We start from the raw sequence: 13,274 nt of genomic DNA, 5'->3' as shown, positions 1-13,274 counted from the left end.
AGCCATGACGGACAACATCATCAAGCTCACCGCGGCCGAGATCGCCGGACGGATCGCCTCCGGCGAGCTGACCGCTGTCGAGGTCACCGAGGCCCATCTCGCCCGCATCGAGGCCGTCGACGAGAAGGTCCACGCCTTCCTGCACGTCGACCGCGAGGGCGCCCTCGCCCAGGCCCGTGCCGTCGACGAGAAGCGCGCCCGGGGCGAGAAGCTCGGCCCGCTCGCCGGTGTGCCGCTGGCGCTCAAGGACATCTTCACCACCGCCGGGATGCCGACGACCGTGGGTTCGAAGATGCTGGAGGGCTGGATCCCGCCGTACGACGCGACCCTGGTGAAGAAGCTGAAGGCCGCCGACGTCGTCATCCTCGGCAAGACCAACATGGACGAGTTCGCCATGGGCTCCTCCACGGAGAACAGCGCGTACGGCCCGACCGGCAACCCCTGGGACCTGACCCGGATCCCCGGCGGCTCCGGCGGCGGCTCCTCCGCCGCCCTCGCCGCGTACGAGGCGCCCCTCGCCATCGGCACGGACACCGGCGGCTCGATCCGCCAGCCCGCCGCCGTCACCGGCACCGTCGGCGTCAAGCCGACCTACGGCGGCGTCTCCCGCTACGGCATGGTGGCCTTCTCCTCCTCCCTCGACCAGGGCGGCCCCTGCGCCCGTACGGTCCTGGACGCGGCCCTCCTGCACGAGGCCATCGCCGGACACGACCCGCTCGACTCGACCTCCATCGACGGCCCGGTCCCGCCGGTCGTCGAGGCCGCCCGCAACGGCTCGGTGGCGGGGATGCGCGTCGGCGTCGTCAAGCAGTTCCGCGGCGAGGGCTACCAGACCGGTGTCGTGCAGCGCTTCGACGAGTCCGTCGAGCTGCTGAAGTCGCTCGGCGCCGAGATCGTCGAGCTGGACTGCCCGACCTTCGACCTGGCCCTCTCGGCGTACTACCTGATCGCGCCGTCCGAGTGCTCCTCCAACCTGGCCCGCTTCGACGCCATGCGCTACGGCCTGCGGGTCGGCGACGACGGCACGCGGTCCGCCGAGGACGTCACCGCCCTCACCCGCGAGGCCGGTTTCGGCGACGAGGTCAAGCGCCGGATCATCCTCGGCACGTACGCGCTCAGCTCCGGCTACTACGACGCGTACTACGGCTCGGCCCAGAAGGTCCGCACCCTCATCACCCGCGAGTTCGAGAGGGCCTTCGAGGAGGTGGACGTGATCGTCTCCCCGACGACCCCCACCACCGCCTTCCCGATCGGCGAGCGCGCCGACGACCCGATGGCGATGTACCTCGCGGACCTGTGCACCATCCCGACCAACCTGGCCGGCAACGCCGCCATGTCGCTGCCCTGCGGCCTGGCGCCCGAGGACGGTCTGCCGGTCGGCCTGCAGATCATCGCTCCCGCCATGAAGGACGACCGGCTGTACAAGGTCGGCGCCGCCGTCGAGGCCGCCTTCGTGGAAAAGTGGGGGCACCCGCTGCTTGAGGAGGCTCCGTCGCTGTGAGTACCAGTGCACTGCAGAAGGCCAAGGGCTTCAAGAAGTCCAAGACCGGCACGTACCTGTCCATCGGCACCACCGCTTTCGGCGCGCTCGGCGTGTTCAAGCAGGCCCGCAAGGCCCGCAGCGAGCACGACACGCTCAAGCTGATCGACGCCGTCGTCTCCGCCGCCGCCATCGCCACCGGCGTCGCTCTCCTCGTCCGCGAGCTGAAGCGCCTCGGTGACGACGACGTCCTGTTCGGCTGAGGCCGAAGGCACCAGAGGGAATTCTCGTGACTGTCACTGAACTGCTGTCGTACGAAGCGGCGCTCGCCGAGTACGACCCCGTCATGGGCCTGGAGGTCCATGTCGAGCTGGGCACCAGGACCAAGATGTTCTGCGGCTGCTCCACCGAGCTGGGCGCCGAGCCGAACTCGCAGACCTGCCCGACCTGCCTCGGTATGCCCGGCTCGCTGCCCGTCGTCAACGCGATCGGCGTCGAGTCCGCGATCAAGATCGGTCTCGCGCTGCACTGCGAGATCGCCGAGTGGTGCCGCTTCGCCCGGAAGAACTACTTCTATCCGGACATGCCGAAGAACTTCCAGACCTCCCAGTACGACGAGCCGATCGCCTTCAACGGCTACCTGGACGTCCAGCTGGAGGACGGCGAGGTCTTCCGCGTGGAGATCGAGCGCGCCCACATGGAGGAGGACACCGGCAAGTCGCTGCACGTCGGCGGCGCCACCGGCCGTATCCACGGCGCGTCCCACTCCCTGCTGGACTACAACCGCGCGGGCATCCCGCTCATCGAGATCGTCACCAAGCCCATCGAGGGCGCGGGCGAGCGGGCCCCCGAGGTCGCCAAGGCGTACGTCGCCGAGCTGCGCGAGCTGATCCGCGCCCTCGGCGTGTCCGACGCGCGGATGGACAAGGGCCAGATGCGCTGCGACGTGAACCTGTCGCTGCGCCCGCACGGCACCGAGAAGTTCGGCACCCGCTCGGAGACGAAGAACGTCAACTCGCTCCGTTCGGTGGAGCGCGCGGCCCGTTTCGAGATCCAGCGGCACGCGGCCGTGCTGTCCTCCGGCGGCACGATCGTGCAGGAGACCCGTCACTTCCACGAGGACGACGGCTCCACCACCTCCGGCCGCATCAAGGACAACGCCGAGGACTACCGCTACTTCCCCGAGCCGGACCTGGTGCCGGTGGCCCCCGCCCGCGCGTGGGTCGAGGAGCTGCGGCAGGGCCTGCCCGAGCTGCCCCGGGTGCGCCGCAACCGGCTGCGCGAGGAGTGGGGCGTGTCCGAGCTGGACATGCAGTCCATCCTCAACGCGGGCGCGGTCGAGGCGATCGTCGCCACCGTCGAGGCGGGCGCGGACGCCGCGTCGGCCCGCAAGTGGTGGATGGGCGAGCTGGCCCGCTCCTCCAACGAGCAGGGCGTTTCCCTGGAGGAGCTGGCGATCACGCCCGCGGACGTGGCCCGGGTCTCCGCCCTGGTCGCCTCCGGCGAGCTGAACGACAAGCTGGCCCGTCAGGTCATCGAGGGCGTCCTCGCGGGCGAGGGCACCCCCGACGAGGTCGTCGAGAAGCGCGGTCTGAAGGTCGTCTCCGACGACGGCGCGCTCGGCGCGGCCGTCGAGGAGGCCATCGCGGGCAACGCGGCCATCGCGGACAAGATCCGCGGCGGCAAGGTCGCGGCGGTCGGCGCGCTGGTCGGCGCCGTCATGAAGGCCACCCGTGGCCAGGCGGACGCGGCGAAGGTCAAGGACCTGATCCTGGAGAAGCTGGGCGTCAGCGAGGGCTGATCCCGTTCTCGTACGGCTCAAGGGGGCGGCCCCGCACCGGATCTCCGGTGCGGGGCCGCCCTCCGTCGTACGGCGTGCGCACCGGAGGGCGGGGGAGGGCCCGGAGTTAGGGTGAGGGTCCGTGCCACCGCGCGGAACCGGGGCACGTGGAGGCGAGCGGGGCCGGGTGCGTGCGGAGACACGCGGAGACCAGCGGAGACAAGAGGAGCACCGCCCAGAATGATCACCCAGATCAGGATCGACGGGTTCAAGTCGTTCCGAGGCTTCAGCCTCGACGTGCCGCCGACGCTGATCATGCTGGGTGCGAACGGGGCGGGGAAGTCGAACCTCTTCGACGCCCTCCGGCTCGTCGCGGGGACGGCGGACCGGGGCTTCGAGGAGACGGTCCGCAAGGACCGGCGACTGGCTCCGGCCGATCTGTTCCACCGGCGCGAGGAGAACGAGCGCCGGGAACTTGCCGTCACCGTCGGATCGCTGGTCGCGACCCCCTACGGGCCGCTGCCGCTGCGGATCAGGCTGAGCGTGGTACGCCTGGAGTCGGGCCGGGTGGCACTTGGCCGCAACTGCGGCGTCTGGGTCAGCAGGCTCGATCGGCCCGACTGGATGGATCGCGTCGGTCTGGACGAGGACCAGCGGAGGGCCGTGGCCCGGGCACGCGCGGAGTTCGTCGAGCACGAGAGCGAGTTCGTGCCCTTCCACGGGCCCCTGGGCAGCCCGCTGTCCATCGAGGACGAGGAGGCCAACCGGTCGGCCGGGAACGACTCCCTCTTCGCGGAGCCGGGCACGGAACTGCGGTTGCTGGCCGCCCGGGAATGCGCGTCGTGGGCACCCCTCCTCCTCGACCCGGCGGCCCTGCGTCGGCCGTCCCCGGCCTTCGTCCTCGGCCGCCTCACCCCGGACGGCGGGAACCTGGCCGAGGTGCTCCACCGCATCGAGGAGCGTCCGCCGCTCTGGCGCCGCTTCGTCGCGGATCTGGCCGCGCTCGTCGAAGGAGTCGAGGACGTACGGGTCGTCTACGACGAGCGGCGCCAGGAACTCGACTTCGAGGTGGCCTTCGGCAACACGGGCTGGTTGTCGCCGCCCACCCTGTCGGACGGCACCCTGCGCATGGCGGCCCTGCTCGCGGCGGCTGCCGACCCCGCCTGGCCCGGCGGGATGTGCGTCGAGGAGATCGAGAACGGGATGAACCCCGAGCGCGTCGCCGATCTGGTGCGCCGCCTGCGGCGCGGTACCGGGGTGACGCCGAAGGCGTCCGCGTACCGGCAGCTCATCGCCACCACCCATTCCCCGGCCCTCCTCGGCGCGCTCAGGCACGACCTCTCCGGCAGCCTCGTCTTCCTGGAGCAGGCGGACCGGGTCGATCCGGCCGACGGGACGATCTCCCGGGCGACCGTGGCCCGGCCGCTGCGGGCCTTCGACCCGGACCGGGAGCCGGGCGAGACGGTCTCGCCGGAGCAGGTGGAACGGCTGCTGCGCAGGCTGGACAGGGGCGGGGAATGAGGACGCTGCTGCCGGGGCTGCTCGTCGAGGGCAGCGACGGGCCCTATCTGAAGAGCCTGGTCGAGCGGCAGCTCGACGCGCTCCTGCTCGCGGGCAGCGCGCAGACGGTGGACGTGCTCCGCTGCGAGGTCTCCCCGGTCCGGTCCAACGACCGGCCGGACCGTGTCCTGGCGGCGGCCGAGGCGCTCGCGGCGGACTGCGACATCGTCTTCGTCCACGGCGACCAGGACGCCTCGGAGGCCCGCCTGAAGCTGGTCGTCGCGCTGGAGCGGCGGCGGGCCGCCGCCCCGCGCGCCGGGGTGTCCGTCCCGCTCGTGCCCGTCCTGATGACCGAGTCCTGGATGCTGGCCGACCGGAAGGCCCTGGAATCGGTGGTGGGCGAACTCCCGGAGTACCCGTACGCGGGGCCCTCGGCGGTGGAGAAGCGGGTGCCGCTCAAGGGCGGCGGAGCCAGGCTGACCCCCAAGGAGGTCTGGAAGACCCTGCTGGGGGACGACGGGCCCGAGGTGCTGCACGACAGCGCGGAACTGCTCGTACGCCGTACGGACCTCGCCGTGCTCGCACAGGTGCCCTCGTACCGCGCGTGGTACGAGGACACCGGACGCGCGCTGCGTGAGCGGCGCTTCCTGTAGGGCCGGTGAGACCTAGGAGGGCGCTCCGCCGACGAAGGCGTCCCAGGCGAGGGGGGAGACGGTGAAGACGGGGCCGGTCCCGCCGAGCTTGGAGTCCCGGACGTGCACGGCGGCGGGGTGGGCGGCCACCTCGACGCAGGCGCCGCCCTCGCTGCCGCTGTAGGTGGACTTGCTCCAGTCGTAAGCGACTTCGAGGCAGGCGCCACCCTCGTCGCCGCTGTAGCTCGACTTGCGCCAGTCATAGGCGACTTCGAGGCAGGCGCCGCCTTCATCGCTGCTGTAGCTGGACTTGAACCACGAAAGTGCTGCTGCGCTCATGTCACTCCTGCCAGACGTTCCAGCAGGCCCATGGTGTCCTCGGGCGTCAGGGCCTGTGACCGCAGCATTCCATACTTGGCCTGGAGGATGCCGACCTCGTCGGGGTCGTCGATGAGGAAGCTGACCCGCTGCCCCTCGATGTAGGCGACGTGTTCGTGGTCAGGTGTTTCGATGAGCACCATGGGCCCGGCGAGTCCCGCGTGTTTCGTCCGCGCCTTGGGGACGATCTGGAGCGCGAGGAAGGGGAGTTCGGCGATCTCGCGCAGATGGAGGAGCTGTCCCCGCAGCACCTCGCGTCCGCCGATCGGCTGCTCCAGAACGGATTCGTTCAGGAGGAAGGACATCATCGGAGGCCATGGTGTCTGCTCGAAGATCCGCTGGCGGTCGAGCCGGTCGAGCATCCTGTCCTCCGCCTCCTGCGGGGTGATCGGCGGATAGAGGCAGTCGAAGACCGCACGGGCGTACTCGGGGGTCTGAAGCAGCCCAGGGACGACGCCGTTCTCGTACCAGCACAGACTGAGCGCCTGTGCCTCCAGCTCGATGAACTCCTGAACGAACGCCGGATAGCGCTCCTTCTTCGGCGCTTTCCCGACCGCCACCGCCAGCGCGCCGCCGGTGTTCAGGATGCTGTCCAGCTCACCCGCGAGTCCGAGGCGCAGCGCTCGGCGTCCCTGTTCGATGGAGCCCAGCGTCTCCAATGCCACACACGCCTGTGCGGCCAACTGGGGCTGGGTCAGCCCCGCTTGTTTCCGGTAGAGCGCCACGAGGGCGCCGACCACTTCCCACGACGGGACCTTCTTCCTGGAGTTCGTGCCGCGTTGCATGTGCGGTACTTTCCCTGGTCCACGGGTACGCGACGCTTTCCGAACCCGTACAAAGATTTTGTACGGCTCGACGCTCTGGGGCGCGTGGGGCGCGAGACGTCACCGTGATCGCCATGAACGACCAGATCCCCCTGTTCCGCGAGGCGTTCTACCGCCGTGAACGCCGATCCGTGCCCCTCGCCCGCGACTTCACCCGCAAGGCGCTGACCGACTGGGGACTGGACGCCCGCGCGGACGACGTACTGGTGTGCGTGAGCGAGCTGGCCACCAACGCGCTCCTGCACGGCGTCCCGCCCGGCCGTGGCTACCGCCTCCACCTCTATCTGGAGCACCCCGGCCGCCTCCGCGTCGAGGTCCACGACAGCGGCGAAGGCACCCCGGCCGTCCGCGAACCCTCCGGGGAGTCGGGCAGGGGCCTCCTCCTCGTCGACACCCTCGCCGACCGCTGGGGCGTGGGCCCACGAGACCCCGGCAAGGTCGTCTGGTGCGAGTTCGGCGATGCCGGGGGCGTTCCCTGAGCGCTGTCGCGTAACTACTGATCGGGGTGGACGCCTCGGACATGTGTGATCACGTCTGGTTGGCCGAGGCCGGCTCGGTTGATCCGGCCTCGGCCTCGGACCACGCCGTCTGCGGCCAGCCTTTTCCGCAGTGCGTCGGGTGCCAGGGGGGTCTCGAAGCCCTCGCACAGGCCTCGCCCTGTATCTGCGTACTCGTAGCGGACCGCGTACATCATTCCCTCGTGATGCCATTCGCAGCGGACCAGAGGTCGCGCGAGGACCGCTTCGAACCAATCTGCCACGCTGTTCCCCAGCTCCGTCGGGCTGCCCGCGGCTTCGAGGACGAACTCACTGGCCTGCCGGATAGTGAAGTCCTGGTTGTGGAGTTCGCCCCCACGGACAACGGACCCGTCGAAGTGGGCGCCCACCGTCAGAACTCCCTGGTTGCGTTGCGGGTCACCGATATCCAGAGAGACGATCAGCTGGCCGTCGAAGGTGTGCGCAGAGGGCAGCACGACGGTGTCGAGCGGGTCCACCAGCCAGGATCCCGCGCGTTCGGACAGAACGTCCACGAACGCGCGTTGGGCGACGTTCAGGTCGTCCTCTTCGTACTCGAACCAGGGGATATCGTCCATGACCGCACTCTACGGTCGGCACGAGGCCGTCCAGGAGCTGTCGATCGCGGGCGAGACGGTCTTGGTATGGCTGGTGTGATCACGGCGTCGGAGACCTCTTAAGGACGCGGACGGCTTCTGTCACGGCCCGTCCGGCACGCCCGGCCCGTCTGTCCGGCACGCTCGTTCGCCGGACGCGCTGGACTCTGCGATGCCGGTCGTCGGGCCGCTCGCCGACCGTCCGTACGGGAAGCCGTCCGCCGTGGAGGGCGGGTGCCCTTCAAGGGCGAGAAGCGGAAGCCGGACCCCGAGCGGGTCCGGAGGAAGCTGACCGGGCCCGGGGGGAGCGGACCCGCTGCGCGACTCCGCCGCACCGCTGGTGCGGCGGACGGATCTGGCGGTGCTCGCGGCTTCCCCGTACCGGACGTGGTGCGAGGAGACCGAGCGGGCGCGCTGGGGGCACCTCCTCTGGCGAGCCCGCGCTCCGGCCCGTGGCAGGCTGGCGCGTGGCGTCCGCCCGGTCCGTGCTCGGTCCGTGCGTGACGCCTGATCGGCCCGCGCCCGGCCGGTGTCCGGCCCGTGCGTGGCGCTGCCCGGCCCGCGCGTGACGCGCCCCCGTCCGCGCCCGGCTCGTACGTGACGTGCCCCGGTCCGCGCCCGGCCCGCGCGTGACGTGCCCGGCCCGCGCCCGGCGGCCTGGCCGGAAACCGCCTGGATTCCCGTCACGTCGTCTTGGACGTTCACCCACGGGCCCCCGCCGGGTCTTCTCCCCGTCACCCCGTCTCACTACCGTCCCCGGCGTACCAACCAATGGCTCGAAGGCGAACCGTTGGCCGTCGACTGGAGGTCGGTCTTGTCATCCGAGATGTCCCGCAGAAGGCTCTTCGCCCTGGGCGGCGGTGCCCTCGGTGCCGCCGCGGCCGGTTCGCTGCTGCCGCCGTCGTTGCAGAACGCGATGGCCGCCGGGCCCCCGGCCGGGGGCCTCTCGTCGGTCCGCCACGTGGTGATCCTGATGCAGGAGAATCGTTCCTTCGATCACTATTTCGGCACCCTCAGGGGCGTCCGGGGATTCGGTGACCGCAACGCCATCGAACTGCCCTCCGGCAAGCCCGTCTTCGAGCAGCCCGCCGCCGCCGGGCGGACCGTCCTGCCCTTCCCGATCCGCGACGCCGCCGAGACGCAGCGCAAGGACCTCCAGTACATCGGGGACCTCGACCACTCCTGGGGCGGCGGCGGCAAGGCCTGGCACGGCGGCTGGATGGACGGCTGGGTCTCGGCCAAGACCGCCGCCACCATGGCGTACTACGACCGCCGGGACATCCCCCTGCACTACGAGCTCGCCGACACCTTCACCGTCTGCGACGCCTACCACTCCTCCATCCACACCTCGACCAGCCCCAACCGCAACCACCTCTGGTCCGGCTGGACCGGCTTCGAGGCCGACGGCAGCCGCGCCGTCACCAACGCCGCCTACGCCGAGGACACCCACCCCGGCTACGGCTGGCCCACCTACGCCGAGCGCCTCGAAGCCGCCGGGCGCGGCTGGAAGACGTACACCGAGTGGGAGAACTTCACCGACAACAACATCGAGTTCTTCACCACCTTCAAGAACATCGCCCGCAAGGCGCTCGCCGGGACCGGCGGGCACACCTTCATGGAGTCCTTCTACGCCGCCGTCCGCGAGACCGACGACGCCGCCGAGCGCGCCAGGCTCCTCGGGCTCCTGGAGAAGGGCGTCGCCGGGCTCACCAAGGCCGAGCGGTCCCTCTTCGAGCGCGGGCTGCGCCGGGTCGAGAGCGGCACCCTCGCCGACGCCTTCCGCGCCGACGTCGCCGCCGGAACCCTCCCCGAGGTCTCCTACCTGGTGCCCTCCGCGGTCGACTCCGAGCACCCCGGCGCCTCCTCGCCGGTCGCCTCCGCGAGCCTCGTCTACAAGGTGCTCGACGCCCTCGGCGCGCACCCGGACGTCTGGCGCCACACCGTCGTCCTGATCAACTACGACGAGAACGACGGCTTCTTCGACCACGTGCCGCCGCCGGTCCCGCCGGAGGGCACCACCGAGGAGCGCTGGAAGGGCCAGCCCACCGGTCTCGGCATCCGGGTCCCGCTGCTCGTCGTCTCCCCCTGGTCGGTCGGCGGCTACGTCTGCTCCGAGACCTTCGACCACACCTCCGTGATCCGCTTCCTCGAAGGGCTGACCGGCGTCCGGGAGCCCAACATCACCTCCTGGCGCCGGACCGTCACCGGCGACCTCACCTCCGCCTTCGACTTCGGGCGGGCCCGCAGGCAGCCCGACGTGGACCCGCCGGGCCCGGTGCCGCCCTTCACGGGCCGCTGGCGCCCGCAGCCCCCCGCCGTACAGAAGATGCCGGTCCAGGAGCCCGGGGTGCGGCGCGCCCGCCCGCTGCCGTACCAGCCGGACGCCTCCGCGACCGTCCGGCCCGGCTCCGTCTCGGTGGCGCTCAGCAACCGGGGCAGGGCGAGCGCGCACTTCGCGCTCTACCCGTACGCGGGCGAGTTCGCCCTGCCGCAGCACCGGGACGTCAGGGGCACCGGGGAGTGGACCGTCCCCGTCCCCGGCGACCGCTACCGCTTCACGGTCACCGGCCCCAACGGTTTCCGGCGCGAGTTCGAGGGCCCGGCCGCCGGGGGCGCCGAACTGGTCTCCCGCATCGACCACCACGACCGCGACCTGCACCTCACCGTGCGGAACACCGGCCGGTCCGCCGTCACCTTCCGGGTCAGGCCGCTGGGGTACGTGGACGAGGACGACCTGGCCGACTGGACCCGTACGGTCACCGTGAAGCCGGGCCGGACCCGTACCTTCGTCCACTCGGCCGCCGACGCGCACGGCTGGTACGACCTGGAGGTGACCGCCCCCGGCGGCTTCCGCCGCAGGCTCATGGGCCACATCGAGAACGGGCGGGACAGCGTCTCCGGCTGACCCCCGCGGTGAGCTCCCGCGCCCCGGGACGCGGGACCTCGGTCCGCCCCCGGGGCCGGGACCTCGGCCCCGGCTCCCCGGGCATCCCCGCCGGTGCGGCGGGACCTCGGTCCCGAGCTTCCCGGGCACCCCTGTGAGGATCGCCACGAAAGGGGCAAACGATCACGTTTGGCTGCCACAGTGGCCCCACGTAGCTCATGCGTTCTTCTCGGGCTGTTCCCGTGAAAGATCCACGAACCACTCAGGGAGCAGGTCCTGTGGCAGCCCTCGCACGGTGGTGCATCCGGCACCGCCTCGCCGCCGTCCTGCTGTGGCTCCTCGCCCTCGGCGGGGTCGGCACCTCGGCGATCGTCGCCGGGAGCGCGTACTCCAACGACTACGAGGTCCCGGGCACCGAGTCCGGCCGGGCCACCGCCCTCCTCGACCGGGGCTTCCAGGGCCTCGGCGGCGACAGCGGCACCGTCGTCTGGCACAGCGAGCGGGGCGGCGTCCGCGCCGACGCCGTGGAGCGCCGGATGACCGCGATGCTCGACGAGGTCGCCGCACTTCCCGGCATCGCCGCCGTCGCCTCCCCGTACGGCGGCGGCGCCCCGGGGCAGATCAGCGAGGACGGGCACACCGCCTACGCCGTCGTCACCTTCCACGAACAGGCCGACGACATCCCCGAGGCCCAGGCGCGCGCCCTCGTCGACACGGCGAAGGCGGCGGCCGACGAACCGGCCGGGCTCTCCGTCGAACTCGGCGGCACCGCGGTCGCCCTCACCGAGGCCCCCGGCGGACACGTCGCCGAGGCCGTCGGCGTCGCCGTCGCGGCCGTCGTCCTCTTCCTCGCCTTCGGCTCGCTCGCCGCCTCCGCGCTCCCTATCGCGACCGCGCTCGTCAGCGTCGGCATCGCCTACTCGGGGATCGTGCTCCTCGGGCACCTGATGACCGTCGCCGACTTCGCGCCGATGCTGGGGATGCTCGTCGGCCTCGGCGTCGGCATCGACTACGCCCTGTTCATCGTGACCCGGCACCGCAGAGGACTGAAACGCGGGCTCTCCGTCGCGGAGGCGGCCGAGACCGCCGTCGCCACCACCGGCCGCGCCGTGGTCTTCGCCGGGGCGACCGTCTGCATCGCGCTGCTCGGGATGCTGATCCTGCGGCTCAGCTTCCTCAACGGCGTCGCCGTCGCCGCCTCCCTCACCGTCGTCCTCACGGTCGCCGCCTCCGTCACCTTCCTCCCGGCCCTGCTGTCGTTCATCGGGATGCGGGCGCTGTCCCGGCGCGAGCGGCGCGACCTCGCCGAGCACGGGCCCCGGCCCGAGGCGCCCACCGGCTTCGCCGCCCGCTGGTCCGCCTTCGTCGAGCGCCACCCCAAGCTCCTCGGGGCCGTGGCCGCCGTCGTCATGGCCGTCCTCGCGCTGCCCACCCTCTCGCTCCACCTCGGCACCTCCGACCAGGGGAACAATCCGGCCACCGCGACCACGCGGAAGGCGTACGACCTGCTCGCCGAGGGCTTCGGGCCGGGCGTCAACGGCCCGCTCACCCTGGTCGCCGGGCTCGACGGCGCCGACGACCGGCTCGCCCTGGACCGGCTGCCCGCCGTGCTCGCCGACACCCGGGGGGTCGCGTCGGTCTCCCCGGTCACCTACAACGGCTCCGGCGACACCGCCGTCCTCACCGTCGTACCGGACTCCTCGCCGCAGTCCCGGCAGACCAGCGAACTGGTCGACCGGCTCCGGGCCGACGTCCTGCCGAAGGCGGAGGCGGGCACCTCCCTGGAGGTGAACGTCGGCGGGGTCACCGCCTCGTACGACGACTTCGCCGAGATCATCGTCGGCAAGCTGCCGCTCTTCGTCGGCGTCGTCATCGCACTGGGCTGTCTGCTGCTCCTGCTCGCCTTCCGCTCGATCGGCATCCCGCTCAAGGCCGCCGCCATGAACGTCGCGGCCGTCGCCGCCGCCTTCGGGATCGTCGTGGCGATCTTCCAATGGGGCTGGGGGAGCGAACTCCTCGGCCTGGGCAGCGCCGGACCGATCGAACCCTTCCTGCCGGTGATCATGGTCTCGGTGCTCTTCGGGCTCTCCATGGACTACCAGGTCTTCCTGGTCAGCCGGATGTACGAGGAGTGGCTGGAGACCGGCGACAACCGGCGGGCGGTCCGGGTCGGCCTCGCCGAGACCGGCCGGGTGATCAACTCCGCTGCCGTGATCATGATCTCGGTCTTCCTCGCCTTCGTGCTCTCCGGCGACCGGGTCATCGCGATGTTCGGCATCGCGCTCGCGGCGGCCGTCGCCCTCGACGCCTTCGTGCTGCGGACCCTCCTCGTCCCCGCGCTGATGCACCTCCTCGGCGGGGCGAACTGGTGGCTGCCCCGGTGGCTGGACCGGCTGCTGCCCCGGATCAGCATCGAACCGCCGGAGTGCCGGGAGGCGGCGGACAGCCGCGCGGGGGTCCCGGCGGCCCGCGTGCCGGTTCCGGTGTCGGTGTCGGTCCCGGCCCAGGCTTCGGTTCCGGCGCCGGTTCCGGCCCAGGCTTCGGTTCCGGCGCCGGTTCCGGTCGCGGAGGAGGAGACGGGCGATGCTCACGGCATCGCCCGGTGACGGCGCCGGGCCGAGGCCGCTGGAGCCCTGACGGGCCGAGGAGCCCCTGACCCGCAGGGACCGGGACCGCGAGTCCGTG

The 13,274-nt window shown here is 71.6% G+C and carries 11 protein-coding genes; 8 read left to right on the top strand and 3 right to left on the bottom strand.

Annotated features, from left to right (window positions below):
- Positions 1 to 4: 4 nt before the first annotated feature.
- The 5 genes from gatA (at position 5) to ACFXGN_RS10155 (ending at position 5,413) form a co-directional block, all read left to right on the top strand.
- Positions 5 to 1,501, top strand: a complete 1,497-nt coding sequence (gatA, locus tag ACFXGN_RS10175) for an Asp-tRNA(Asn)/Glu-tRNA(Gln) amidotransferase subunit GatA (protein WP_384856024.1) — start codon at positions 5 to 7, stop codon at positions 1,499 to 1,501.
- Entirely contained in the window at positions 1,498 to 1,743 is a 246-nt protein-coding gene (locus tag ACFXGN_RS10170; RefSeq protein WP_351788572.1) for a hypothetical protein, read from the top strand. Before gatA ends, ACFXGN_RS10170 begins: the two co-directional genes overlap by 4 nt.
- 26 nt (positions 1,744 to 1,769) lie before the next feature.
- Positions 1,770 to 3,281 (top strand): Asp-tRNA(Asn)/Glu-tRNA(Gln) amidotransferase subunit GatB, encoded by a 1,512-nt coding sequence (gatB, locus tag ACFXGN_RS10165; RefSeq protein ID WP_384856021.1) that lies wholly within the window; start codon positions 1,770 to 1,772, stop codon positions 3,279 to 3,281.
- A 219-nt stretch (positions 3,282 to 3,500) separates the two neighbouring features.
- Entirely contained in the window at positions 3,501 to 4,781 is a 1,281-nt protein-coding gene (locus ACFXGN_RS10160; RefSeq protein WP_384856019.1) for an AAA family ATPase, read from the top strand.
- Positions 4,778 to 5,413 (top strand): hypothetical protein, encoded by a 636-nt coding sequence (locus tag ACFXGN_RS10155; protein WP_384856016.1) that lies wholly within the window; start codon positions 4,778 to 4,780, stop codon positions 5,411 to 5,413. The genes ACFXGN_RS10160 and ACFXGN_RS10155 overlap by 4 nt, the downstream gene beginning before the upstream one ends.
- Positions 5,414 to 5,425: 12 nt before the next feature.
- Here the strand turns inward: ACFXGN_RS10155 and ACFXGN_RS10150 are convergent, their stop codons facing one another.
- Positions 5,426 to 5,731 carry a DUF397 domain-containing protein gene (locus ACFXGN_RS10150; protein WP_384856013.1) on the bottom strand — a complete coding sequence of 102 codons (306 nt, stop codon included), beginning with the start codon at positions 5,729 to 5,731 and terminating at the stop codon, positions 5,426 to 5,428.
- Positions 5,728 to 6,555, bottom strand: a complete 828-nt coding sequence (locus ACFXGN_RS10145; protein ID WP_384856012.1) for a Scr1 family TA system antitoxin-like transcriptional regulator — start codon at positions 6,553 to 6,555, stop codon at positions 5,728 to 5,730. The genes ACFXGN_RS10150 and ACFXGN_RS10145 overlap by 4 nt, the downstream gene beginning before the upstream one ends.
- Positions 6,556 to 6,668: 113 nt before the next feature.
- Here ACFXGN_RS10145 and ACFXGN_RS10140 point away from each other — a divergent pair, with 113 nt between their 5' ends.
- Positions 6,669 to 7,073 carry an ATP-binding protein gene (locus tag ACFXGN_RS10140; protein ID WP_384856009.1) on the top strand — a complete coding sequence of 135 codons (405 nt, stop codon included), beginning with the start codon at positions 6,669 to 6,671 and terminating at the stop codon, positions 7,071 to 7,073.
- Positions 7,074 to 7,087: 14 nt separating this feature from the next.
- Here ACFXGN_RS10140 and ACFXGN_RS10135 read toward each other — a convergent pair whose 3' ends face one another.
- On the bottom strand, positions 7,088 to 7,687 hold the full coding sequence (locus ACFXGN_RS10135) for a hypothetical protein (RefSeq protein ID WP_384856007.1): 600 nt from the start codon (positions 7,685 to 7,687) through the stop codon (positions 7,088 to 7,090).
- A gap of 832 nt (positions 7,688 to 8,519) precedes the next feature.
- Between ACFXGN_RS10135 and ACFXGN_RS10130 the strand changes: the two genes are divergently transcribed.
- A complete protein-coding gene (locus ACFXGN_RS10130; RefSeq protein ID WP_384856004.1) occupies positions 8,520 to 10,610 on the top strand; it encodes a phosphocholine-specific phospholipase C in 2,091 nt (696 codons plus the stop codon).
- 257 nt (positions 10,611 to 10,867) lie between these two features.
- A complete protein-coding gene (locus ACFXGN_RS10125) occupies positions 10,868 to 13,195 on the top strand; it encodes an MMPL family transporter (protein ID WP_384856003.1) in 2,328 nt (775 codons plus the stop codon).
- The last annotated feature ends 79 nt before the right edge of the window (positions 13,196 to 13,274 follow it).

It is taken from the genome of Streptomyces sp. NPDC059247, from assembly GCF_042754005.1.
Lineage (GTDB): Bacteria > Actinomycetota > Actinomycetes > Streptomycetales > Streptomycetaceae > Streptomyces.
The sequence above is the reverse complement of the archived record's forward strand: the minus strand, read 5'-3'. Positions and strand labels throughout refer to the sequence as shown.

Excerpts from the sequence above, each read along its gene's own strand:
- ACFXGN_RS10155 (WP_384856016.1), top strand. The coding sequence starts at position 4,778 with ATGAGGACGCTGCTGCCGGGGCTGCTCGTCGAGGGCAGCGACGGGCCC.
- ACFXGN_RS10150 (WP_384856013.1), bottom strand. The coding sequence starts at position 5,731 with ATGAGCGCAGCAGCACTTTCGTGGTTCAAGTCCAGCTACAGCAGCGAT.
- gatA (WP_384856024.1), top strand. The coding sequence starts at position 5 with ATGACGGACAACATCATCAAGCTCACCGCGGCCGAGATCGCCGGACGG.
- ACFXGN_RS10145 (WP_384856012.1), bottom strand. The coding sequence starts at position 6,555 with ATGCAACGCGGCACGAACTCCAGGAAGAAGGTCCCGTCGTGGGAAGTG.
- ACFXGN_RS10135 (WP_384856007.1), bottom strand. The coding sequence starts at position 7,687 with ATGGACGATATCCCCTGGTTCGAGTACGAAGAGGACGACCTGAACGTC.
- ACFXGN_RS10140 (WP_384856009.1), top strand. The coding sequence starts at position 6,669 with ATGAACGACCAGATCCCCCTGTTCCGCGAGGCGTTCTACCGCCGTGAA.
- ACFXGN_RS10160 (WP_384856019.1), top strand. The coding sequence starts at position 3,501 with ATGATCACCCAGATCAGGATCGACGGGTTCAAGTCGTTCCGAGGCTTC.